We start from the raw sequence: 26,768 nt of genomic DNA, 5'->3' as shown, positions 1-26,768 counted from the left end.
GTTGAGGTAAAAAAGAAAAAGGGCCGGTCCAATGACCGGCCCTTGCCCTATTCCGCACCTCCGCCCAACGCTCTGTATAATGCGATAACACCGTCGAACACTTCACGCCGGTGTTGCGCCAGAGCCAGTTCTGCATCGAGGACGTTCTTCTGGGCATTGATCACTTCCAGATAATTAGCGTACCCTGTCGCGAAGAGATCGCGGGAGGTGGATACGCCGGTTTGCAGCATAAGCACTTCGGCTTCTTTCAGCCGGTATGCCTGCTCGCTGTTGCCGACTTTTTCCAGCGAGGTGGATACTTCCTGGTATCCGTTTATGATAGCCTGGCGGTATGCGTAAAAAGCCGTCATACCTTCGGCCGTGGCTATCCTGTAGCGCGATCTGATCTGCGCCTGATTAAAGACGGGTGCCGTGATCCCTCCCAGCACTGTATAAGCAATAGATGCCGGGCTGTTGAAAAGCAGTCCGGTGCTGAAGGCATTATACCCTACAGAAGCGCTCAGCGTCAATGAAGGGAAGAAGGAAGCCCTTGCTGCCTTTACATCCGCCTTTGCCGCAGTAAGCCCCAGCTCCGCCTGACGGATATCGGGCCTTGCCAGCAGCAGCTGCGCAGGGATGCCCTGTGCCACCTTTGCGGGGATAGGCGCTTCCAGCAGGTTCTTAGCCCTTGCTATGGGTTGCGGGAACCGGCCTGCCAGTGCATTCAGCTGGTTCTCTATTTCCGTACGCCGCTGCTTTATGCCGAATGCCATGCTTTTCGTATTGAGGAATTGCGCATGAAACTGCTGCACGGCCAGTGAAGTAGCCCTTCCTGCCTCCTGCTGGATCTTCACCGTTTCCAGCGCAGCTTCCTGCAGCAGTACGTTCTTTTCAATCACCGATAATTCATAATCCAGCTCCAGCAGGTGATAATACAGCGAAGCGATCTGCGCCGTGAGCTGGGTATATACCATTCTGCGCCCTTCTGCAGTGGCCAGGAAGCGTGCATACGCCGCCTGTTGCTGCTGCTTCAGCTTACCCCACAGGTCTATTTCCCAGGCAGAGCGCAGCCCTGCAAAGTAATCAGGGACCGCCGGTGTGGGGATACGCTGGTTCTTATCGATATTGGGCGACAGGTTGGTATCGAAATTACCCACCCCGTCTATCGTATACTTTCCGAACTTCTCCGCTCCTGCAGACACACCTGCATTCAGCGCAGGCAGCCAGGCTTTGCGGGCCATGACCAGTTGCGCCTGTACGGTTTCCATCTTCTGCACCGCCATGAGCACATCCGCATTGTTGCGGCGTGCCGTATCGATGAGCGCCTGCAGTAAGGGATCGGTAAAGAATTCCTTAATTGGCAACAGTGTTACTGGCAGTGTATCCTGCGCAGCCTGTGGTACTTCCGGTACGGCTGGTGTTACCAGTGGCTGAGGGGCTTTACAGGCGCCCAGGAAAAGCAACAGCGCAGCACCGGCGATCACTGCAGGACGAACTTTTTTCTTCTTTTTCACTTTTATGCGGCTGAACAGAACGAATAATCCGGGTATTACCAGCACCCCGAATACGGTGCCGATCAGCATCCCTCCTGCCGCAGCAGTACCAATGGAGCGGTTACCCATGGCACCGGCGCCGCTGGCAATACACAGCGGTATCAGGCCTGCAATGAATGCGAAGCTGGTCATCAGGATGGGGCGTAGACGGCTCACGCCGCCTTCTATGGCGGCCTTCACTACCGTGAGGCCCTGCTTCTGCCGCTGCACCGCAAATTCCACGATGAGGATGGCGTTTTTACCTAAAAGGCCTATCAGCATCACCAATGCTACCTGCGCGTAGATGTTGTTTTCCAGTCCTGCCAGCTTCAGGCATAAGAATGCCCCGAAAATACCTGCAGGCAATGAAAGCAGTACCGGCAGCGGCAGCATGAAGCTTTCGTATTGCGCGGCCAGCAGCAGGTATACGAAAAGGAGACAGATGCCGAATATGTAAATAGCCTGGTTGCCGGAAAGTACCTGCTCACGCGTCATCCCGCTCCATTCAAATGTAAAGCCGCGCGGCAGTGTTTTCTTCGCGGTTTCCCCGATGGCTTTGATAGCGTCGCCACTGGAGAACCCCGGAGCCGCATCGCCATTGATCATGGCGGAGGTATACATATTGTAGCGGGTGAGGGTTTCCGGGCCATATACCCGCTCCAGTCTTACAAAGTTGGAGAAAGGCACCATCTCCCCTTTATCGTTCTTCACATGCAGCAGCAACACATCTTCCGGCTTGGTACGGTATTGTGGTGAGGCTTGTACCATCACTTTGTACATCTGCCCGAACCGGATGAAGTTACTGGCGTAGAAGCTGCCAAGGAGGGTTTGCAGCGTGCTCATGGCATTGTCTATACTCACCCCCTTCTTCGCCGCCATGGCCTGATCCACATGGATCATATATTGCGGGAATGCGGGATCGAAGCTGGTGAAGGCACTCCCGATCTCGGGGCGTTCCTTCAATGCAGCAATGAACTTACCGGTTACGTCTGCCACCTGGTCGAGATCATCGGCACCCGTACGGTCCAGCACCCTTAGCTCAAAGCCACTGGCATTACCAAAGCCCGGTACGGTAGGCGGCGGGAAGTATTCGATGGAAGCATCTGCTATATTGCGGGTTCTTTGCTGCAGCTCTTCAATCACTTCCTGAACAGACTGCTTACGGTCGCTCCATGCCTTGAGGTTGATCATCCCCATACCATAGGAAGCACCGGCTACTTCGTTCACAAGACTATATCCCGCGAGGGTAGACACAGATTCCACGGCATCCATCCCTGCGGCAGCTGCCTGTACGGAGTCCAGCACCTTTTCGGTACGCTCTACGGTGGCACCGTTAGGGGTGGTTACGTTCACATACACCATACCCTGATCTTCCATGGGAATGAAGCCTCCCGGCAGGATGGCTGCCGCGCCCCAGGTAAGTACGAAGAAGGCGATAAGCGTGGCGAGTGTGAAGATGCGCTTGCCTGCAATGGCACCTACCCAGCGTTTGTATTTGTTTTCGGTTTTATTGTAACCTCTGTTAAAACTGTTGAAGAAACGCTGCATCAGTGATTTACGCATCTGCGCGTTAGGATCATGCTTCAGCATAAGTGCGCACAACGCCGGTGTAAGCGTAAGTGCATTGATGCCCGATATGATGATCGCAAAGGCCAGTGTGAGGGAGAACTGGCGGTAGAACACGCCTACCGGTCCACTGAGGAATGCCACAGGTATGAATACGGCAGACATTACCAGCGTAATGGCGATTACCGCACCACTGATCTCCTTCATGGAAGCCAGTGTGGCCTGCATGGCGGGGAGATGCGTTTCCGTCATCTTCGCATGCACCGCTTCCACCACCACAATGGCATTATCCACCACAATCCCGATCGAGAGCACGAGCGCGAACAGGGTAAGGAGGTTGATGGAGAAGCCCATCAGCTGCATAAAGGCGAAGGTTCCGATCAGTGCCACGGGGATGGCGAGTGTGGGAATGAGGGTGGATCGCCAGTCCTGCAGGAAGAGGAACACCACGATAAACACGAGTATGAACGCTTCAAACAGCGTACGCACTACTTCAGCGATAGAGGCATCAAGGAAGCGGGAAACGTCGTAGTTGAAGTTGTACGTCATTCCCGGCGGGAAAGAGGTGGATTGCAGTTCTGCCATCCTGGCTTTTACATTCTTAATTACGTCCTGCGCATTGGAGCCGGGCCGTTGTTTAAGCATGATGGAGGCGGAAGGCTTACCGTCTGTTTTAGACACCATGCCGTAAGTGAGTGCGCCGAACTCCACATCCGCCACTTCTTTCAGCCGCAGTACCGACCCATCAGGGTTGGCGCGGATAATGATATCGGCATACTGGCCCGGTTCGAAATACTTACCGGTATAGCGTAAAACATATTGCAGCAGTTGCGGGTCCTTATCAGAGCTTTCGCCGGTTTTACCCGGTGCGGCTTCAATATTCTGGCGGCGGATGGCGCTCACTACTTCGTCTGCCGACACATTGTAAGCCAGCATACGGTCGGGCTGCAGCCATACGCGCATGGCGTATTCCTTGGCACCCATGATTTCCGCGAAGCCCACCCCGTCGATACGTTTCAGCTCTTTCAGTACGTTGATATCAGCGAAGTTATAGATGAAGTTTTCATCCAGCGTGGAGTCTTCACTCATCACGTTGAGATAAAGGAGCATGGAATTTACTTCCTTTTCGGTGGTAACCCCGGCTTTGATCACTTCTTCGGGCAGTTCATCGATAATGGTGGATACGCGGTTCTGCACGTTTACGGCCGCCTGGTCGGGGTCCGTGCCTACTTTAAAGAAGATCGTAATAAGCGTGGTACCGTTGTTAGACGACACAGAGGTCATGTACGTCATACCCGGTACGCCGTTAATGGCTCTTTCCAACGGGATGGCCACTGCATTCGCACACACTTCCGCATTGGCGCCGGTATATTTGGCGGTAACGGTTACGGAAGGCGGCACAATATCAGGGAACTGGGTGACAGGCAGCGTGAAAAGCGCCAGCAGCCCCAGTAATACAATAAACAAAGAGATCACGAGCGACAACACGGGCCGCCTGATAAAAGTATCGAACATACGTTTGGTTTCTGGTTACGAAGCGTTTCTGTCTTACAATGCCTGACGGCCCTCCTGCACTAGCTTCGGGCTGATCTTCATCCCGTCGCGCAGGTTCCGCACGCCTTCATAAACGATGCGTTCCCCGGGCTTCAGGCCCGACTGTACGAGATAGGAATGTGAGATCCTTGCGCCTGGCTCAAAGCTGCGCATCTTCACATGGTTGTTCGAATCCAGCACGTATACATAGTTCTTGTCCTGCATTTCAAACACGGCTTTCTGCGGCAGCAGCAGGCAGCTGTCTATCCGGTTAGTGAGCGTTACCTTACCACTGGCGCCGTGTTTGAGCACCTGCTGCGGGTTAGGGAACCTTGCCCTGAAAGCGATGGAACCGGTGTTCTCTTCGAACTCGCTTTCCACCGTTTCTACTTTGCCATCGTGATGATATGCAGACCCGTCTGCCAGCTCGAGCTCCACACTCCGCCGTGCATCTCTCCCGCTTTTGATGTATTCGAGATATTCGGTTTCTGATACGTTGAAGTAGGCGTATACTTCATGAATGTCTGACACGGAAGTGAGCAGGTTGCCCTCGCTCACGAAGCTGCCGGCCTTCAGGGGAATACGGTCAATGAACCCGTCGAAAGGCGCACGGATGCTGGTGTAGGATAACTGGGTGGATGCATTGAACTCGGCAGAGCGGGCTTCGTCTATTTTAGCATTGAAAGCAGCCAGCTTGGCCTGCGCCACTTCCAGCTCGGTAGCAGAAATCACTTTCTTCTCCACGAGCAGTTTTATCCTGTCGGCCTCCAGGCTGGCCCCTTTCGCTTCAGCGATAGCGCTGGAAAGCGCGGCTTTTGCCCGGGCCAGTTCGGCACGGTGCTCTTCGTCGTTAAGACTAAAGAGCAGCTGCCCTTTCTTTACCTGCTGGCCTTCATCGATATGTATCTTGTTAATGAAACCGTTGATGCGGGCTCTTACTTCCACATTGCGTACTGCCTGGATATCGGCCACGTAATGGCGGTACAGCACGGTATCGGTTTTCTCGAGTTTGAGTATGGGAAAAGACTGGAGATCGTTATTCTGGTTCACGGATTCTCCTTTCGTAACACAGCCGCCAAGTGTTGCGGCTAACATAGCAATAGCAATGCCTCCTGTTATCTGGTGCATAATAGGTAAAAAAGATTTACTGGGCCGGGGAAACAATAGTTCCCGGCCGCAATGATAAAAATGCAGAACTGAACGCCTGTTTAAGGCGAGTGATCAATGAAATAAAGTCAGGGAGAGATGGGGTCAGAACAGGGTAAACCTGAAGAGGAACTGGTAATAGGCCGGCAGAAAAGCGTCTTGCTGAAGATACACGCCTGTCTTCTTTTCTTCTGTTTCCGGCCGGAAAATCCTGTCTGAATGATCGGGCGCTACCTGCGGAGTGAAGTTGAATTGTTTGGCAGGAGCGCTGATATAAAACCTTCCGCGGCGGCGCGATTGCTTGGCACGGATACTGGCATCTTCATCTTCCGCAGGATTGGAAAGGAAGACGGGAGGCAGTTCCACACCGGGTTGCAGATCAATCCGGATCATCTCCGCATCATCGACAGGTGGCATGCCGGCATGTGCCTGCATGGCGAAACCCGCCAGATGCTGGATACAAACAAGAAACAGTAAAAACAATATTTGTCTGTTGGTCCTCATGTGTAAGCGATGCAATTCATCCAACTGCAAAAATAGGCAACACAATAAATATTCCTACTAAATGAGGACCAGCGGTCAGCCATTTAACAAAAAGTTAAAAGGGCCATATGTTTGAAGTCATCTCCTGCAGCGGGTTTCAGCCCAATCATATAAGGCCTGCTGCAGAAAATGATTTTCATCAGCGGAAATAATCCGGTATTAGTGCATGGAGGATATGAATGCGGAAAGATAAGGCGCGGTTTTACCGGATTTCGCTTTAGCGACTTTCGCCGGAGGCCCTTCTGCTACAATGTTCCCTCCTTTACCGCCCGCTCCCGGCCCCATATCAATCACCCAATCGCTCCCGGCTATTACACGCATATCATGCTCCACCACGATTACCGTATTCCCTGCTGCCACGAGCCGTTCCAGCTGCAGTACGAGCTTATCTACATCGGAAGGGTGCAGCCCCGTAGTGGGTTCATCCAGCACATATAAGGTATTGCCGCGGCCGGTGCGTTGCAGCTCAGTAGCCAGCTTAATTCGCTGCGCTTCACCGCCCGAGAGTTCCGTGGCGGGTTGCCCCAGCCGCAGGTACCCCAGTCCTACGTCGCGCAGTACGGAAAGAGAACGCTGTACGCCCTCCTCCCCTTCAAAGAAGGCATGTGCCTGTTCTACCGTCATGCCCAGTATTTCTGCTACGTTCTTATCCCGGTATTTCACTTCGAGGGTCTTCTCGTTGTAGCGGGCGCCGTGGCAGGTGGGGCATGGTGAGTACACACTTGGAAGGAAAAGTAATTCTACCATTACAAACCCTTCCCCTTCGCAGGTCTTGCATCTTCCTTTCGCCACGTTGAATGAAAAGCGGCCGGCATCGTACTTGCGGCTCCGGGCCATAGGGGTATCCGCGAATATCTTCCTCACGTGATCGAATAATCCGGTATAGGTAGCGAGGTTGGAACGTGGGGTACGGCCTATAGGAGCCTGATTCACCTGCACCAGCCGGGTGATGCTTTCCATTCCTGCGGCAATATAACCGTCGAGCGGTGCAGCCGTTTCCGGTATATCCTCATTATCCTTTTCCTGAGCCTGCCCCAGAGCGCCGGCTACCAGTTCTACAAGCGCCTGGCTCACGAGACTGGATTTACCCGAGCCTGAAATGCCCGTCACTGCTGTGAGGACTCCCAACGGGAAGGAGGCATCCAGCCCGTGCAGGTTGTTACGTGTAATACCTTTCAGTTGCAGCCAGCGTTCCGGGGTACGCTGTGGCCGCGCGGGGATAAACTGGCGGCCGAATAGGTAATGCCGGGTTACGGAGCTTTCCACCGTTTTCAGTCCATCGGGAGTACCGCTGTACAGGATTTCCCCGCCATGGGTACCTGCAGCCGGCCCCACATCCACAATCCAGTCGGCTTCCCGGATCACATCCGTTTCATGTTCCACTACAAATAAGGTGTTCCCGGCGGCTTTCAATCCCTTGAGGGCACGGAGGAGCGCTTCCGTGTCTGCAGGGTGCAGTCCGGCAGAGGGTTCATCCAGTACATATACTACTCCAAAGAGATTGCTCCGTACCTGCGTGGCAAGGCGGAGGCGTTGCAGCTCACCGGGAGAGAGTGTAGGCGTGCTGCGGTCGGGCGTGAGGTAACCGAGGCCCAGGTCCAGCAGTACCTGCAAGCGGGCGCAGATATCTGCGGTAATGCGTTGTGCCACGATATTGCGTTCCGGGTGGCCGGGATCTGTTTCCTGCTGCTGTGTGGCGAAAGGGCGCAGTGTGTCCGCCATTTGCTCCAGCGACTGATGCGCCATTTCTGCAATGTCCAGTCCGGCGAACTTCACCGACAGCGATTCTTTACGGAGGCGTTTCCCCTTGCAAAGCGGGCAATGGGCGCTCACCATATATTGCTGAACGCGCTTTTTCATCATGGCGCTTTGCGTATGGGAGAAGGTATGCAGCAGGTAACGGCGTGCACCGCTGAAAGTACCCATATAGCTGGGTTCTTCCTTCCGCTTCAGTGCCTGCTTTGTTTCTTCAGGCGTAAAGCCTGCGTATACCGGCGCGGTGGGTTGTTCTTCGGTGAAGAGAATCCAGTCGCGTACTTTCTTCGGGAGGTCTTTCCAGGGCTTGTCTACATCATAACCCAGGGTTACGAGGATGTCGCGGAGGTTCTGGCCGTACCATGCCTGCGGCCAGGCGGCAATAGCACGCTCCCGGATGGTGAGTGTGGGATCGGGTACCATGGAAGCTTCCGTGGCGTCGTATATCATGCCCATGCCGTGGCATTGGGGGCATGCGCCTTCCGGAGTGTTGGGTGAAAAAGCTTCTGCGTGAATGATGGGTTGGTTGCGGGGGTAATGCCCCGCACGGGAATAGAGCATACGCAGGAGGTTCCCGAGGGTGGTAACACTGGCTACTGACGACCGGGTGGTGGGTGCTCCCCTTTGTTGCTGGAGGGCTACTGCGGGCGGGAGACCGTCTATTTCATCCACATCGGGGACGGATAACTGGTGAAAGAGGCGCCTGGCGTATGGGGAAACTGATTCGAGGTAACGGCGCTGGGCTTCTGCATAGAGGGTACCGAAAGCAAGGGATGATTTCCCTGACCCCGATACGCCGGTGAAAACCACGAGCGCATCCCTCGGTATTTCGAGGTCTACATTCTTCAGATTGTGCTCTCTTGCGCCGCGGACGGTCACAAATCCGGGTTTGGGTGTATGATGGGTCATATTCGGTGAATTCCCGGCAAAAATACAAACGGGCCGGGAGAATGCCCCGGCCCGTTTATTAATATGCTGACTAATTCAATTGTGCGTTCTGTAATCGCTGTGTGGCTACGATAATCCGCATCATGCGGTATTCCGGGATTTCCAGCAGTTCGGATAACTGCTTCACGTCTTCCACGGAAACACTGCCAATGTCTGTGAACCATTCGCGCAGCTGCGATTCTGAAATATGCGTATCGCGGCTAAGCTCATGGAGCGGAACTGCCAGGTATAATTCCTGATACGTTGTGATTTTGTTTTCCCATATAAGGTTGCGGATGATGGTATACTGCTCGTGTATCATATGGTTCAGCGTTGTATTGTACTATAATTAACAAATAGTAGGCCTGAATGTTGGGGTGAATATTTAAAACTTTGAAAATTAACCGGTTAACTTTTATACAAAGGACATAGCATCAGTAGCGGCAGCTGTGAAAATTTGTCCACACTGTTGCGCTGCTATAATAAAAATAGATAAAGTTTTCAGCAATTCATAGTCTTTCAGGGATTTCAATGTTAAATTTTTCCACCGCGCCATAACCCTTTACCACATTACGTTTCATGAGTTATTCACATAAAAAAGCCCGGCAAAAGGAAGGACATTCCTCTTGCCGGGCAAATTGTGGAAGCAGTTAGAGTTCCATCCACACGAGGTGTACCTGTTTAGCCTGATGTATATCCAGCCGCAGGGTTACGAATATGTTCTGATCTTCATTGAAATCTGAAATGGGCAACAGTGCGAGGCGATGATCTTTACGGCCCTCTCCTTCCCCGAACAGGAACGTTCTGGCAGGGATCATTTCTTTCTCCAGCGGGAAGTAGAAAGCGTCACAGGCTTTGAGGCCTTTCACCTGCTGGGGGTCTTTACCTTTCTCGATACGCTTGTCGTTTTCCTCCACATCGTTGTACAATACGTATTCCTTTCCTTTGGAGCGCACGAGCGTGAATGTCTTATACTGGTCGCCATCGTTCAGCAACACGGCACGGCCTTCGCGCTGGCGGTGGTAGAAGGTTGGAGGATGGGCAGACCACATATAGTGATCCTTGGGCAGGTACCAGCTGTTCACCAGTTTACTGCCGGCATCATAATGCATCAGGCCGAGGTGTTCTACAATGGTGTACGTCCGGCTGTAGGTAGTACTGGCCCCGGTATTTCCTGTACCGCCGAAACTGGAAGGCGTGGAAGAATGTGTTACCTGTCTGATCTCCTCTAGGGCAACGGTATAGCTGCCATCTTTGTACACGAACATATTTACCGGCGTACCTGTAAACTTCTCCCTGCGTCCAAAAACCTCAGAAGCTTTCTTCTGGATGGCCATGGGAGAAATCTCATCATGCTTTTTGGTGTCTAATTTCAGCGGGTCCATATGAAAGAGCCAGAGCTCTCCCTGACCGTTGCTGTTCTTATAAGGCGCAAAAGCCAGCAGCATGATCTTATTGTTAGCAGCATTGTACCTGAGCATGCCTTTCTTCAGATCCTGATCGTGGGTAAACTTCAGTTCCGTCAGCTTTACGTCGGTATCTCCGGCTTTCAGTTCGGCCATGATTACCGTATTCTCCTTACCGCCGCTGGCACGGGTATTACGTGCATAACCGAGGCAATACACCGTAGAGCCTACGAAAGCCATATCCATATAATTGATGTATTTGTACTTTTCCTCAGGCGATTTGTAAAAAGCACGTGCAATTTCTTTGTTATCGCCATCGTACATCACCAGCTCCACGCGCTTACTGCGGTCGCTTTCGAAGGAATTGAACATGGCTACGGCATACTGGTCGCTGTTAGGATCTTTCTGGGCATAGAAGTCGGGAGGAGCCACACCACCGAAGGCCATGGCATACCCCTGTCCCATATTGAGCTTCTTCAGCTGGCCGATGGTTTCCTCATTGATGATATTGCCTTTCAGTCCGTCGATCACCAGGCGGTGGAGTACGGGTACCTTTTCCTGTACTTCATTGACCAGGATCACCACATTTCCTTTCGCTTCAAACATCGCCTCTACCTGACCGGCTTTTACCCTTCCGAATTTGGGACGTATGTTTTTGGCGATTTTTTGCTTGTGCTTTTCATCATAGATTTTAATATCGATTCCTTTCTTCAGATCGATCACCGCCAGTACGGTATAACCGTTTTTCATCTGGATGATGCGGGCGAAACCATCTTCGGGCTCCTGGAAAGATTTACCTGCTGCTATTTCTTTGAATTGGGCTAAAGCTGCCATTTGAACCAGTAATAACAAACTGGTAATGAAACTTCTCATATTGGTAAGGGATTATTTGAATATACATTTCGGGTAACGGCCCGCAAAGATAATCAGGCAATTCCAAATTCAGGGTAACTTTTATGTGAGGGCCACGGTATTTCGCTGATTTACAGGTTGGCACCACGAGCTCTCGGGGTCAGGACTTCTACTTTCTATATATACCATCTGAACCAATTCAATTCCAGTCTGTTATATTTTCCGGCACACCATTCGTACTCACCATTTCAAACCAATTTTCTTATGAGTCATAAAAATGAAAGCGCTCCGGACTATTCTGTAGACCCACATCTGACGCCTGAAGTCAAGCAGTTCCTTGGGGCACTTAACGCCCCGGGAGGCACGCCTGTAGAAAGTCTCCCCATCCCGGATGCCCGTAATGTACTCGTAACAGCACAAAAGTCTGTGAAGGTAGATCTGTCGGGTATTACCGTGACTGAGAAAACCATTACGGCAGACGGGCACTCCATCCTCCTGTACATTGTGAAACCGGAAGGAGCAGCTCCCGTTATTCCCGGATTCATGTTCATTCATGGCGGAGGCTGGGTACTGGGCGATTTCCCCACCCACCAACGCCTTGTCCGCGACCTCGTGGTACATTCCGGAGCGGCGGCCATCTTCGTAGAATATAGCCGTTCACCTGAGGCCCCATACCCTCAGGCCATCAACGAGATCTATGCAGCTACCAAATGGGTAGCCGAAAACGGGCAGGAAATAGGGGTAAATGGCAGCAATCTGGCAATTGTGGGTAATAGCGCAGGCGGCAACATGAGCGCCGTTACGGCCCTCCAGTGTAAGGAAAAAGGCGGTCCTGCCCTGAAATGCCAGATACTCATGTGGCCGGTTACGAATGCAGACTTTGAAGCTAAATCCTGGCGCAAATTTGGGGAACAGCGTTTCCTCACCGCTTCCCTCATGAAATGGATGTGGGGCCAGTATACCGGCAACCCGGCGCAGCAGCAGGAAGTACATGCTTCTCCCCTGCAGGCCAGTACAGCACAACTGAAAGGACTCCCGCCCACCCTCATCCAGGTAGCTGAGAATGACATTCTCCGCTCGGAAGGAGAAGCCTATGGCCGGAAGCTCTCCGAAGCCGGTGTAACCGTTACCACCATCCGCTACATCGGGGTGATCCACGACTGGGGCATGCTGAACGGGCTGGCCCATATCCCGGAAACCAGATCCCTTGTGCTGCATGCCGCAGCGGAGCTTAAATACTACCTCGGATTATAATTATGACCCGGAATAAAAAAAGCGGTTGCCCTTTTCTAGGCAACCGCTTATTCTTTCTATTTACTTCTCCGGCTTACCGGATAAGCATAATATTTCGCCGTTTAACCGGACCGTTAATAATCATGAGGTGATACATACCATCCGGAACCGAGGCCGGAATGTCAATCGTCACTTCACTTGAGTTCGGTTCTACTTCTTTCGTCAGCACTACATCTCCGTTCATACTGATCAGCTGCATTTTCATTTTCTCATAGATCACACCGCCAAATTTCACAACCAGTCGGCCGTTTGTCGGGTTCGGGTATACATTATCGATCGTATAAGACTGCAGTGTTTCGTAAGACAGTATGTTGGAAGCCAGGTTCCTGTTACCTGCAACATCCGAATAACGGTTTACAGGGATGAAGATACGCATCGCAGGCCCTGCAAATTTCGGAGCTACCGTTATCGCATACTGCGTAGCTGATATCTGCTGGAAGGCAGTGATTTCTGCATTCTCCAGTTGGAATACCGTACGATTAAAATCAGGAGAAGGCTCGTTTAACTTAACAGTTACTGTAAACGGACCAAATGCGTAAGGGTTATTACGCCCTGTCAGCACTGCTACCGGCATATCATTGTCAAGTGTCATGGTAAGTACTCCGGAAGCCGTATTGGTGTTGCCGGCATCGTCTGTTACGGCGCTTTCCTTCACGGATATCTGAATAAACCCACCAGTAGGACGAATTACAGTGGTATAGGTAATGTTGTCAGTAGTGGTGATCACACCCGCAGTAGCATTCTGAAGCTGCAGACCTCCGTTAGTGAGGCCATTCACCTTCTCTGTAAAGCGGATCTGAACTGTAAAGGCACCGTTCACCGGAGATACTGCCGTAGTGGTTACTGCTACACCAGGACGGGTACCGTCATACTGCCTGCTGAGGGTATTGGATGCAGTATTGGCCTTACCTCCCTGGTCTACCGCAGCACCCGCGCGTACAACAAGCGTTACTTCCCCATCTCCTGCCGGAACGATACTGGCCGTAAAGGTGCGGTCAGTAACAGCAGTCAGGTTCAACACCGCCCCGTTCGTTACTTCCACATCACCTGCCGTGAAGCCGGTTACTGGTTTGGAGAAAGTAAACGTTACATTGAATGCATGATTCAGAACTGCTGCGGAAGCAGATGTAATCGTTACTGATGGTGCACCGGCACTGTGGAATACAGTAGCATCCGCGCTGGCGGTATTTCCATTGCCTGCTGCATCTGTTGCTGCGTTTGCCGGGATCTTCACAGTTACATTTCCTTCTGCCAGTGCTGTAATGGTAAATGTATAAGTATTAGCACCTGTAGATTGCAGGTTCGATACCACTCCATTGGTGATATTGATATCTCCTGCTGCTAATCCGGTAACTGCCTCTGTAAATGTGGCGGTTACAGTATAATTGCTGCCGGATGCCGGAGTAATCTGCAATGCTGCAGCTGGCCTTGTTACATCGTATACTCTGTTAAGTACATTAGATGCGGTATTACCGTTACCGCCGGTACCCTGTGCTGCATTGGCCGGGATGCTCACGCTGAAGGCTCCTTCAGCAACAGGTGTTACCGTGGCTTGCCAGGTGATGCCATCAGCAGATACAGGAGCGCTTATGGTGGCATTATCCAATTGTATATCGGATGCGTCGAAACCGGCTACCGCTGTGCTGAAGCGGATGGTCAGGGCAATTGGGGCATTGACAGCGTTTGTTCCGGTAGCTGTGAGTGTTACATCAGGTTTTGTACCAGTGTAACTATAATTCAGTTCCACGGCAGGGGTATTACTGTTACCGGCAGCGTCGTTGGCCACACCGGCAGGTAAGTTGATCCTCACGACGCCATCGGCGGCGGCGGTAACGGTAAAGGTATACGTCGCCGCATCTACAGCAGTAAAGCTGGAAATGGTGCCATTCGTGATATTCAAGTCTGATGCATCGAAGCCTGTTACCGCTTCCGTGAAGGTCACAGTCACGGGTACCGGTCCATTGGTTGGCGAACTTGCCGTAGTGGTGATTGCTACACCCGGACGGATATTATCAAACACAATTGCCAGTTCCCCGGCAGCTGTATTACCATTACCCGCTACATCAGTTGCCACGTTAGCAGCAACATTGATGCTCACAATACCAGAAGCCACGGGCGTTACGGTAAATGTATATGTGATATTATCGCTGGTAGCAAAGTTAGAGGCAGTGCCATTGGTGACAGACACATCCCCTGCCACAAAGCCCGTTACTGCTTCCGTGAAGGTCACAGTTACAGGGAAGGTTGCATTAACAGGTGAAGTTGTTGTAGTAGCAATTACAGCACCCGGCTTAACACCGTCATACACCAGTGCCAGTTCCCCGGCAGCTGTATTACCATTGCCCGCTACATCTGTTGCCACATTGGCTGCGACATTAATCGTCACATTGCCGGAAGTAACAGGCGTTACGGTAAAGGTATAGGTAATATTATCGCTGGTCGCGAAGTTCGAGATAGTACCATTGGTTACAGACACATCCCCTGCTGTGAAGTCCGTTACAGTTTCCGTGAAGGTCACGGTTACAGGGAAGGCTGCGTTTACAGGTGAAGTTGTTGTTGTAGTGATAACAGCACCCGGTTTAACACCGTCATACACCAGTGCCAGTTCAGTAGCAGCCGCATTACCATTACCCGCTACATCTGTTGCCACATTGGCTGCGACATTAATCGTCACATTGCCGGAAGTAACAGGCGTTACGGTGAAGGTATAGGTGATATTATCGCTGGTAGCGAAGTTCGAGATAGTACCGTTGGTTACAGACACATCCCCTGCTATAAAGCCCGTTACTGCTTTCGTGAAGGTCACAGTTACAGGGAAGGTTGCATTAACAGGTGAAGTTGTTGTAGTAGTGATAACAGCACCCGGCTTAACACCGTCATACACCAGTGCCAGTTCCCCAGCAGCTGTATTACCATTGCCCGCTACATCTGTTGCCACATTGGCTGCGACATTAATCGTCACATTACCGGAAGCAACAGGCGTTACGGTAAAGGTATAGGTAATATTATCGCTGGTCGCGAAGTTCGAGATAGTACCATTGGTTACAGACACATCCCCTGCCGTGAAGCCCGTTACTGCTTCCGTGAAGGTCACAGTTACAGGGAAGGTTGTGTTTACCGGTGAAGTTGCTGTAGTAGTGATAACAGCACCCGGTTTAACACCGTCATACACCAGCGCCAGCTCCCCGGCAGCTGTATTACCATTACCCGCTGCATCTGTTGCCACATTGGCCGAGACATTAATCGTCACATTACCGGAAGTAACAGGCGTTACGGTAAAGGTATAGGTGATATTATCGCTGGTCGCGAAGTTCGAGATAGTACCATTGGTTACAGACACATCCCCTGCTATGAAGCCTGTTACTGCTTTCGTGAAGGTCACAGTTACAGGGAAGGCTGCATTTACAGGTGAAGTAACCGTAGTGGCAATAGCAGTGCCTACCAGAGAGGCGTCGTAATTCAGCGACAGTTGATTTGCAGCTGCATTACTGTTACCTGCAGCATCATTTGCCACTCCTGCTGAAACAATGATCGTCACATTGCCGGAAGCAACAGGCGTTACGCTAAAGGTGTATATGATATTATTGCTGGTTGCGAAGCTGGAGACAGTACCATTGGTGATGGTAATATCACTCACATCAAAGCCTGTAACTGCTTCTGAGAATGTTACGGTTACAGGGAAGGCTGCATTAACCGGTGATGTTGCTGTAGTCGAAAGGACAACTACAGGATTCAATCCGTCATACGCCAGTGCCAGCTCCGTGGCCGCAGTATTACCATTACCCGCTGCATCGTTTGCCACATTAGCGGCTACATTAATCGTCACATTGCCATTAGCAATGGGCGTTACGGTGAAAGAGTACGTAATATTATCGCTGGTAGCGAAGTTGGAGATTGTACCGTTAGTGACGGATACATCTCCTGCCGTGAAGCCCGTTACTGCTTCCGTGAAGGTCACGGTTACAGGGAAGGCTGCGTTTACCGGTGAAGTTGCTGCAGTAGCAATAACAGTTCCCGGCTTCATGCCGTCATACATAATGGCCAGTTCCGCAGCAGCAGCATTACCATTACCCGCACCACCGGTCACTACATTAGCTGGCACATTGATAGTTACATTACCGGAGGCAACTGGCGTCACAGTAAAGGTGTAGGTAATATTATCGCTGGTAGCGAAGTTGGAGATTGTACCGTTGGTTACTGTTACTTCTCCTGCCATGAAGCCCGTTACGGCTTCCGTGAAGGTCACGGTTACAGGGAACGCCCCGTTTACCGGGGATGTTACCGCAGAAGTTATTGTCGTACCTACGAGCGAGTTGTCATAAACCAGCGAAAGCTGACCGGCTGCCGCATTACCATTCCCTGCAGCATCGTTTGCCACGCCAGCCGCAACATTGATAGTCACATTGCCGGAAGCAACAGGCGTTACGGTGAAGGAATAGAAGATACTATTATTGGAAACGAAGTTAGAAACTATACCGTTCGTGATGCTGATATCACTCACATCAAACCCTGCCACTGCTTCTGAGAAGGTTACCGTTACAGGGAAGGCTGCGTTTACTGGCGAGGTTGCCGTAGTAGTAATAACCACTACAGGACTCAATCCATCATATACCACTGCAAGTTCAGCAGCAGCTGTATTGCCATTACCTGAAATATCGGTCGCCACATCAGCCGCCACATTAATAGTCACATTACCGGAAGTAACAGGCGTTACGGTAAAGGTGTACGTGATATTATCGCTGGTAGCTAAATTTGAGATCGTACCATTCGTGGTGGACACATCCCCTGCCGTGAAGCCTGTTACTGCTTCAGTAAAGGTCACTGTTGCTGTGAAGGCTGCATTCACCGGAGAGGTTGCAATTGTCGAAATAACTGCTCCCGGTTTCGATGCGTCATAATCCAGTGCAAGCTCTACAGCTGCAGCACCTGCATTACCTGCAGCATCCTGAACAGCACCTGCAGGCAGATTAACAGTTACCCTGCCGTCAGCTGCGGGCGTTACCGTGAACGTCCAGGTTTGCTGATCGGTAGTGGTTAACGCTGATACAATACCGTTGCCCACCTGAATTTCAGAGATATCAAGGCCGGCAACCGGCTCTGTAAAGGTTAAGGTTACTGGGAACGGAGTACCAACAGGAGATACTGCGGTAGTGGTAAAAGTAGCAGCCGGAGCTGATATGTCATAAACCAGCGTCAGCATATTACCGGCGGTATTGCTGTTGCCCATGGCATCCGTCGCAATATTCGCAGGGAGTGATATGGTCACAGCTCCTTCTGCAGTTGGTGTTATCCTGATGATAAAGGATTGCTGATCTATATCCACAAAGCGGGAGATAGTACCATTAGTGATAATAAGATCCGATCCGTCGAAGCCGCTTACTGTTTCGGAGAAAGTCACTGTTATCGGCATTAATGAATTGACAGGCGAAGCTACATTTGAGACAAGTGTAACTGAAGGACGGGAAGCGTCGTACTCAACACTCAACTCTGCAGCCCCATTGTTTGCATTACCAGCAAGGTCTGCCGCCATACCGGCTGCCACGTTGATGGTTACAAAACCATCTGCGGCTGGTGTTATCGTAAAGTTCCAAACTCTGTTATCACTGGTTGTGAAGCCGGAAATATTGCCATTAGTAATAATCAGATCTCCCTGATCGAATCCATTCACCGTTTCAGTGAAGGTTACCGTTACCGGGACAGGTGCATTCGTGAATGCGGGAGCCGTTGTAGTTATCGTAACATCCGGCTGAATAATATCATATACTACAGCCAGCTGTGCTGCGGCGGCATTACCATTACCAGCACCATCGGCCGCTACATTGGCCGCGATATTAACCGTCACCTGTCCACTGGTGGCAGGTATAACCATGAAGTTCCAGGTGATGAGATCGCTGGTTGTCAGTCCGGTTACATTACCATTTGTTACGGTGATATCCCCTGCTGCGAAACCGGTCACGGCTTCACTGAATGTTACAGTAACGGGGATACCTCCATTAGTAGGAGATGCAGCCGTTGTTGTAATGACAACTGTAGGCTGGTTGCCGTCGTATTGGAGTGCCAGTGTATTGGAAGCAGTATTGCCATTACCGCTAAGATCCGTTCCTGCTCCTGCTGGCAGGCTGATGCTTACAGCACCGGCAGTTGGTGTTATGATAAAGGTATAGGTAGATGCATCAAGAACAGTGAACCCTGATTTGGTACCGTTTGACACATTTACATCACTCAGTATAACATCAGATACGGGTTCGGTAAATGTTGCCGTTACAGTAAATGCACCATTTACGGGAGAAGCTGCTGAAGTGGAAAGCGTTACACCAGGAGCCGTAGCATCATAGTGGAAAGTCATTGTTCCACCAGCCGTATTTCCATTGCCTGCGGCATCCGTTGCCATATTGGCCGGGAACTGCACATTTACAGCATCATCCCTAACCGGCGTAACAGTTATCGTCCATTTATTAGTGCCGGAAATTGTGAACGAAGTAACCGTTCCGTTATCAAGCACAATATCTGATGCTGTAAACCCGGAAACCGGTTCACTGAACTGAACAGTAATTTCGAAAGGCGCTTTTACATTTGAGCCGGCGGTAGTACTGGTAAGTACAGCCGGCGCTGTGGCGTCATAGTGGTAAGTAAGCGTATTTGACAAGGCATTTCCGTTCCCTGCCCCATCGAATGCTTTACCGGCAGGGAGATAAACGGATACATCTATATCATTACCAACCGGGGTTAAAGTAAATGTCCATTTATTGGGTGAAACCTGCACGAGTGTATTTACCTGGCCATTTACCACCACGAAGTCGGTAAGCGGGAAACTTGTTACCGCCTCCGTAAAGGTGGCAGTTAATGTAATGGCGGTATTAGCAATAGCCGGAGATGTAGTGCTGAGTGTAACACCCGGTACACTGCCATCATATGTTACGATAATATCTGTTGCTGCATTATTAAGATTACCAGCTTCATCGTTTGCTATGCCAGAAAGCATTCCAACCGTAACAGGCCCATCAGCAACAGGCGCTACTGTAACATCCCAGGTGATGTTATCGGTAGTGGTGAACCCGGTAATGTTGCCATTTGTCACCTGCAGATCGGTTTGCACGAAGTTAAGCACCTTTTCGGTGAAGGTTACCGTGAAAGGTATTGCCGCACTGGTGGGTGAGGTAGCAGAGGAAGTGATAACGGCATCAGGTGGTGTAATATCATACACAATAGTCAACATCGCCAGCGTGTTGGCATTGCCAGCCCTGTCGCGCCCTGCACCGGGGTGTAATGTAACAGTAATGTTACCTTCTCCGGCTGGTACCACATTAAACGTATATACAATACCATCGTTTGTATGGAAATTACCGATGGTGCCATTGGAAATTACGACATCTGCATCAGTAAAGCCATATACAGCTTCCGAGAAGGTAGCCGTCAAGGATATGGAGCTATTGGTAGGATTTGGTGTACTGGAAACCAGCTGGACTGTAGGAGGAGTTTTATCAATTTGTACACTTAAGGGCGCAGCCGCCAGGTTGTTCCTGTTCACACGATCCACCGCTACATCTGCATTCACATTTAATGTAACGGTTCCTTCACTGAGCGGTGTTACTGTGAAGGTATAAGCGATATTGTCTGTAGTTGCCCAATTAGAAATAGTACCATTCGTAATAAGCAGTTCATTCTGTACAAAGCCAGATACTCTTTCACTGAATATCACACTGCCATCGAAATCACCGTTGAAAGGTGAACTGTAATGGGTATGAATGGTTGGCGTTGGAGGGTTCAAGTCGTAAGGCACTGTGAAGTCTATAGGAGTATTACCATTACCTGTGGCATCCAGGATGGCATTAACCGGCAATGCTACATAAACATCACCGTCCTGGTCAGGTGTAACAGTGATCAGGAATGAATTAACTCCATCTGGTGCAAAGCTGGTAACAGAACCATTTATTATCAGCATGTTTGCTGCTGCAAATCCATATGGTGTTTCACCTACAGAAACCCGCACCTGGAATGGACCTGTTACTACTCCTGCTGCAAGATTTGTCATGGAAACCACCGGGCCCTTCCGGTCATATGCTACAGTAATATTGCCGGCAATGTTACCATTACCAGCCAGATCGGTAAGTATATTCTGAGGCAATGCAACCGACATATCCCCTTGTGTGTCAGGTGTGCCGTTAATGGTGAATGTATAATTCCGCGAATCTTCCACCACCCAGTCTGATACCGTACAATTGGTCAATGCAAGATCAGTTTCAGTAAATCCAGTTACTTCCTCCATGAACATTACCCTTACATACACTGGCTGATTGATTCCTCCGGAAGATGAGGTATAGAATATCGGCGATGGAGCAGTCGGGTCATATTTGACTCTCACCTCATTAATACCAGTATTTAAGTTGCCCGCAAGATCAGTTACATAACCAGCCGGCAAAACTACAACGGCATCGCCCGGTGCTGATGGCAATAGATCGAAAGTCCACGTGATGTTATCAGTAGTTGTCAGGTTATGAATGGTGCCAGATGCGGCGGTATTGAATACAGCAGGATTTAGGCCCGACATCTTCTCAGAGAAAGTCAGCGTTACAGGAATCGGAGATACATTGGTATTGGCAGGCGCCGAAGTCGTCATTGTTGCGGTCGGCGGTGTAACATCAAAGTTTAAGTCGATCTTGTTTGAGGCAGTGTTCCAGTTACCGGCAGCATCTTTGAAGCTGTTTTCGGCCAACTGAACAGAGCATGCTCCCTCACTGCCGGGCACCAGTGTAAACTGGTATATGGTACTGGAAACCTGCGAAAACCCGCTTATCGTGGCGTTAACAGGCACGAAGTGAGAAGCCAGTAAGGTTAGATTTAGTTCTGATACATCTACCGTGATATTCACATTGCCATTAACATTAGGCCCTGCGGGAATAGCAGACAGTGTAGCAGTAGGACGGGTGTTGTCATAAACCACGGTATAATTACCCAATCCAACACTACCATTACCCGCAGCGTCTCTGGCAATATCATTATAGAGGCCCCAGGTTACTGCTCCATTAGCAATGGGGGTAATAGTTACCGAATAATGCTGCTGATCAGTAGTAGTGATAACAGTATTACCATTAAATACCAGCATCCCCACTTCACTCAGGCCGCTTACCTTTTCTGAAAAGATAAGGTCGAACTGTATCGGAACATTGGCAGGTGAAGCAGTCAGTCCTGACATTATAACTGTAGGACGTTGGGTGTCGTAGTAGAACGTCCGGTTACCGGAACCAATATTCTGATTTCCTGCATTATCCTGCGCTACGTTATCGGGTAATGAAATGGTATATACGCCGTCCAATGTTGGTGTCAGTGTTATCTGATAACGGTTTGAACCTAAATTCACCAGATTGCTGACTGTTGTGTTTAATATGTTGAAATCACTTACGCTTAACCCTAACAGCGGTTCAGTACTAACCAGCACAACATCAAATGCTGCATTCTTACTGCTGCCATCCACCAGAGACTCCCAGTTAATTCTCGGGCGCGAAGTGTCAGTAACGTTAATGGTAAAAGCCTTTTCGAAGTACAGGCCATCAGAGTCGGTAGTACGTACACGAATGGCGTAGCTGGCTTTAGTATATCTGTTTAAGATCGTATTTGTTATGAGGCTGTTGCCGGCAATTGCAAATGAATTGTTGTCGGCAGAACCGGTACCTGCTACGAGAGAATAGGTGAATGTTTCACCAGCATCATCATCCGTAGAACTGAGTGCGCCAACCGTGGCACCGATATGCTCAACCTCATTGATGGTAGTATTGGAAATGGTGATATTGGATGGGGCTTCGTTTACATCGAGTACAGTCACGGTTACCGTATGGGAATTACTCCAGTTGGCACCGTCGTATACCCGAACCAGTGCGGTAACTACAGGCTGTACAGCGAATCTGAAGCCATCAGGGTCTTTCACGGTAATTTCCCCTGTGGCGGTATTAATCGCCAGGGGAAATATCCCATGCCCGCCAAGATCTATTTGACCGGATATTTCCCAGGTCAAAGTTCTTGACGCATCCGGTGATTCTGTGGCTACAGGCTGACCTACAAACGTACCGGCGGCAGACTTTTCATTAACGGAGAAATTGAGGGTATTAGTTATGACCGGTGCACAATTGTCGAAGTAATGATTATCAACCATCGTAAAGTTGGCGGCTGATGTGAGTACATTCCCGAAATTATCAGAGATAACACCACTACGGGTGAGTGTAGAGAATTGTATTCCATCGATTCTTCCGCAAGGCACACCGGCAGGAATAGTCAGCTCATACGTCAGTACAGAAGATCCTGGCTGCCCTGTATAATGCAGCGTAAGCACAGTAGCTCCTGTCACAATATCCAGTTCAGGTACACCACTGGTAACGGACACCTGTTTGTTGAATGTGACATTTACCTTCAGTACGTCTCCGGGTTTATAGTAATCACCCAAAATCTGGTGGCCCAGTACCTGCGGTGCATTACCATCTACATTAATGTTATATAAAGTTCCGGGGAAGGCTAGTGAGAATACGTTGCCTGCCCTGTCTTTCAGGTGACTGGTGCCATCCCGGGAACGAATCTGACGGATAATAAATATACCATCCAGATCCTCATCTCCCGCAGCAACGGTATAGGAAGCACGGAGAGAAAGTTTGTCTGCGCTGAGTGTTAATGGCAAATATTCTGTACGGGAGCCGATCCCTACTTCCAGTGCCAGATTGGAGCCAAATGCCACCATTTCTTCGTTATACCCGATTTCAAAAGAAATCACATCACCCAACTTGTAATTACCGGAAGTACTTGTAAATGAAGTAGCTAACGGCGCAGTATTATCGATGACAATACCGCTGATAGCAGGAATTGGAATTACTGTTCCGTTAAAGGCATTACCATAGAAATCAGTAAGGGTACCGGGAGCAAAAGCACTTATCAGTACTCCCACAGGCTCATTCATGCCAGGTTGAACTCCTAACTTGAATTTCAATTCTTTCGTACCATCGCCGTTCCAATAATTTAAAATATGTGGTGTGCCTCCAATATTCACATGAAGTTTTGGATAGGCGGAACCAACTAATACAATTTCACTAAACTTAACCGTATAAACCAATACGGCACCGGATCTGTAGAACCCTGCATCAGGTTGCACTATTTCAGTGATTACAGGTGCTTTAGAGTCAATAATCAATCCTGAAGTGATCCGGATAGAATCTCCTAAATCAAGTACGGCAGGATTTCCGAGCCCGTCAGTTATTATTAAACCAGCACCCTGTATCGCATCAGAAAGCTCGATACCATCATGATCTTCCACATCCGCAGGAACGGTCCATTTGAAACGCAACTTTTTGCCATTCGCAAATGCATAATCGAATTGTCTGGCTACTCCTCCTACCATCCCCTGGATGTATGGAACCGGGGGTGAAGTAACAAATACATTTTCATTGAATGAGATATCCAACTGCACCTCCTGCCCTCCGGTAACATACGGAGTAATTACAGCAGTACCTGAATAACGGGGTGCTTTTGAATCTACAATAGCATTGGAATTGATAACTGATCCTCCAGCCGAAAGGCCGGTTGCATTGTTTCCGGCCGCATCTTTGATAGTGGCACCCGCCATGGATAAGGACTTATACGCCTCTACTACTCCTTCCACATCCGCGGGTACTGCATACTTAAAGGTGAGCGTACTTGTTCCGTTGCCACTAAAATAATTAGCCCTGCCTACTTCAGAGCCTATGATTAATATGATACTGGGATTACCGGTAACAAAAACATTCTCGCTGAATGTACGGGTAATCAGTATTTCACTATTCAATATATAATTCCCATCAGTAATAACAGGATCCCCCGTTACTACAGGCGCTACGGGGTCACTATTTATAATATTGGTTACGACTGGAGCAGGCACGGTGGTAAAGTCTGCATGATTGCCAGATATATCTGTCATATCTCCATGATCTGCAACAATGCCGTTGAAGGTCCACCCCGACTGGAACATATTGGTGAAGGATTCCCCGGGCTTTAACACATAGCGGAAAATAATCTTATTCCCATCCTGGAAGCCCCCAAATTCAAATTCATAAGACTGGCCGCCGTATGTATAGAACATAGAGCAGCTATTGGGATAGCCGTCTATCGGTTCACTCAGCGTGGCGATGAATTCTATACTTAACCCGGGCCTGAGATTTCCTGCCGGGGGTTGCGCTATGGAAGTAACCTTTGGGCGGGTAAGGTCTGCCGTAAATGAAAAGTCATCACTGAAAGTGCTAACGTTACCGGCTTTATCAGTTTGCGTAGCCTTGAAAATATGATTACCGGCAGTAACCGTGAAGGGGTAAAGGAAGCTCCAGGCCCCGCTCCCGTCCGCAATAGACTGTCCTACAAACGTACCGTCGTATTGTATATTTACGATGGCACCGGGTTCCGATTCTCCTGAAACACCTACGGAAGTTGAAGAAGTGATCCGATCGCTATTTGAAAAACCGTTATCATTGATCAGGCCGGTAATGACAGGTTTGCCGGGAACTGTCTGATCTATTTCCCAGGTAAATGCGGTACCTGTAGCCTGTTTATTTCCACCTGATTCTGCAAAAACCAGTAAAGTATGTGTACCCGGCATCAAACCAGAAAGTGACAAAGTGTTACCGGTAGCACTTTGTAGCACACCGTCCAGTTCGTAAGAAAATGTACTGCCCGGAATATCACTATTTACTGTAAAAGCAGCGTTGGTATTATTGGTAGTTGCAGGAGGCGTACTCACAAATGCTGCGGTGGGGGTTTGCACCACTGCTAAATTCAGTGTCTGCGGAACTGACGCATTGCCCACACCATCCAAAGCCGAGATAGTCATAACATATGAACCCGGCCCCGGAGCTGTATAGGTAAACGGACTGGTAGCTGGAACTGCCGGACCACCATCCACGGAATAAGTTACACTGGCGGTTTCCGACAGCGAATAACTGATACTGAAATCCGGACCGATGGATACGGCAGGTGAGGGAGAAGTTATCGATACAACCGGCTTTACCCGGTCGATAGTTATTGCAGGGCTGCCAGCTTTGGTAGTGGAAGTATAAGGAACAGACGTGTTATTTCCGGTAAATTCCAGTTGAATGGAACCTTCGTCTCCTGTAGTTTGCACCGTCACGTTCCAACCGTTACCTATACTATGTGCCGTTGTGAAATTACCTGAAATATTGCCTGTGGTTACCAGGTTCAGCATAGCAGGCAGCTGCGGAAGGGAAACCGGTCTGAGAAACGCCATATTATACGTAACGTACTCTTCTTTGGTGGGTGAGGAAGTAACCCTCGTAATAACAGGAGGATCGAGCGGGATATTGATAATCCGCTCCGCCGAATAAAATGTTCCTATACTGTTTTTAACATAAGAAACTAATCTGTACGAAGCTCCTTTTGCCATTAATATGGAACTGGATACGAAACCGCCGGTAATATTGGTTCCTTCGATGGCTTTAAAAGTGTTTTGTGTTATAGGTTGTGGCAATGGCTGATCCGTCCAGTAAAACCCGGCTTCCGTGATGCCGGGGCCCGTATTCGATATGATTGTGCCGGTAAACTGATAAATTTGCAGCTGCGGATTCACTACTGCCGAATTAAACGATAACTGCGGCTCGGGGGCTACATCTACCGTGAGCTGATCGAACATCAGTCCGAAAGTGCCGCTCAGGCTTTCTACTTCCACCTGGGTAACAACCTTCCAGGCTGCCGCAGACGCGAAATAGGTTTGTGAAGTACTCCCCCCTACCCCTACAGAAACTGCTTCAGAAGCTACGAGTACACCGTTACGATACCCTCTGAACATCACCATTTTGGGATTTATGGGAGCCACCACACCTATCATAACCGAGGTAAACGTGAAATTCTTCCCGTCTGCCCTGGAAAAGATAACCTTGTCACCGGCGGTTTCGGTATACCAGAAACCCAATGCACGGCTAAAGCTAAAGCCCCCGTTATGCTGCTGGGTAAGTATGCCTTTGCCATTCGGCTGGTCGCGATAACTGAAGGCCGATGCGAAATCGAATGCCACACCGTTATTGCTGGTTGCCTGTAATGAACTGCCCGTAAAAATGGAATATCCATGGACAATATCCTCTATGGTCCCTGTAAACGGACTGTTGAATGTGAGGAGGTCCTGGGATCTGGCGGTTATACTGACAAACTGTAATAATAAGAGCCAAAGAAAGGTAAGGGAGCGTAAAAATCTAAGCATGCAAATTGGATTCCGATGGTG

Annotated in this window: 8 protein-coding genes; 1 reads left to right on the top strand and 7 read right to left on the bottom strand. The window is 49.9% G+C overall.

Annotation, left to right across the window (positions count from 1 at the left end; all coding sequences use genetic code 11):
* Window positions 1–47: 47 nt before the first annotated feature.
* The 6 genes from DEV76_RS18115 to DEV76_RS18090 all read right to left on the bottom strand — a co-directional run bounded on the left by DEV76_RS18115 (window position 48) and on the right by DEV76_RS18090 (window position 11,260).
* Window positions 48–4,592 (bottom strand): efflux RND transporter permease subunit, encoded by a 4,545-nt coding sequence (locus DEV76_RS18115; RefSeq protein ID WP_109699328.1) that lies wholly within the window; start codon window positions 4,590–4,592, stop codon window positions 48–50.
* Window positions 4,593–4,625: 33 nt separating this feature from the next.
* Window positions 4,626–5,738: an efflux RND transporter periplasmic adaptor subunit gene (locus DEV76_RS18110; RefSeq protein ID WP_232826983.1), complete on the bottom strand. Its 1,113-nt coding sequence runs from the start codon at window positions 5,736–5,738 to the stop codon at window positions 4,626–4,628.
* Between the two features lie 123 nt (window positions 5,739–5,861).
* Window positions 5,862–6,260: a hypothetical protein gene (locus tag DEV76_RS18105; protein WP_157962969.1), complete on the bottom strand. Its 399-nt coding sequence runs from the start codon at window positions 6,258–6,260 to the stop codon at window positions 5,862–5,864.
* 198 nt (window positions 6,261–6,458) lie between these two features.
* The gene (uvrA, locus tag DEV76_RS18100; protein WP_109699326.1) at window positions 6,459–8,963 is read right to left on the bottom strand and encodes an excinuclease ABC subunit UvrA; all 2,505 of its coding nucleotides are present in this window, start codon (window positions 8,961–8,963) and stop codon (window positions 6,459–6,461) included.
* Window positions 8,964–9,033: 70 nt separating this feature from the next.
* A complete protein-coding gene (locus tag DEV76_RS18095; RefSeq protein WP_109699325.1) occupies window positions 9,034–9,303 on the bottom strand; it encodes a hypothetical protein in 270 nt (89 codons plus the stop codon).
* 328 nt (window positions 9,304–9,631) lie between these two features.
* On the bottom strand, window positions 9,632–11,260 hold the full coding sequence (locus tag DEV76_RS18090) for a hypothetical protein (RefSeq protein ID WP_157962968.1): 1,629 nt from the start codon (window positions 11,258–11,260) through the stop codon (window positions 9,632–9,634).
* Window positions 11,261–11,503: 243 nt separating this feature from the next.
* Between DEV76_RS18090 and DEV76_RS18085 the strand changes: the two genes are divergently transcribed.
* Window positions 11,504–12,493, top strand: coding sequence for an alpha/beta hydrolase (locus tag DEV76_RS18085; RefSeq protein ID WP_109699323.1), 990 nt, complete (start codon window positions 11,504–11,506; stop codon window positions 12,491–12,493).
* 73 nt (window positions 12,494–12,566) lie between these two features.
* Here the strand turns inward: DEV76_RS18085 and DEV76_RS18080 are convergent, their stop codons facing one another.
* On the bottom strand, window positions 12,567–26,747 hold the full coding sequence (locus DEV76_RS18080) for an Ig-like domain-containing protein (RefSeq protein ID WP_109699322.1): 14,181 nt from the start codon (window positions 26,745–26,747) through the stop codon (window positions 12,567–12,569).
* Between the last annotated feature and the right edge of the window lie 21 nt (window positions 26,748–26,768).

Origin of the sequence: Chitinophaga deserti (genome assembly GCF_003149455.1) — a bacterium.
In the GTDB taxonomy this organism is placed as follows: Bacteria; Bacteroidota; Bacteroidia; order Chitinophagales; family Chitinophagaceae; genus Chitinophaga; species Chitinophaga deserti.
Note: the sequence above shows the minus strand (reverse complement) of the source record. Positions and strands in the feature narration are given on the sequence as shown.

Coding starts and splice junctions, on each gene's coding strand:
- DEV76_RS18105 (WP_157962969.1), bottom strand. CDS start 6,260: ATGAGGACCAACAGACAAATATTGTTTTTACTGTTTCTTGTTTGTATC.
- DEV76_RS18095 (WP_109699325.1), bottom strand. CDS start 9,303: ATGATACACGAGCAGTATACCATCATCCGCAACCTTATATGGGAAAAC.
- DEV76_RS18085 (WP_109699323.1), top strand. CDS start 11,504: ATGAGTCATAAAAATGAAAGCGCTCCGGACTATTCTGTAGACCCACAT.
- DEV76_RS18080 (WP_109699322.1), bottom strand. CDS start 26,747: ATGCTTAGATTTTTACGCTCCCTTACCTTTCTTTGGCTCTTATTATTA.
- DEV76_RS18115 (WP_109699328.1), bottom strand. CDS start 4,592: ATGTTCGATACTTTTATCAGGCGGCCCGTGTTGTCGCTCGTGATCTCT.
- DEV76_RS18110 (WP_232826983.1), bottom strand. CDS start 5,738: ATGCACCAGATAACAGGAGGCATTGCTATTGCTATGTTAGCCGCAACA.
- DEV76_RS18090 (WP_157962968.1), bottom strand. CDS start 11,260: ATGAGAAGTTTCATTACCAGTTTGTTATTACTGGTTCAAATGGCAGCT.
- uvrA (WP_109699326.1), bottom strand. CDS start 8,963: ATGACCCATCATACACCCAAACCCGGATTTGTGACCGTCCGCGGCGCA.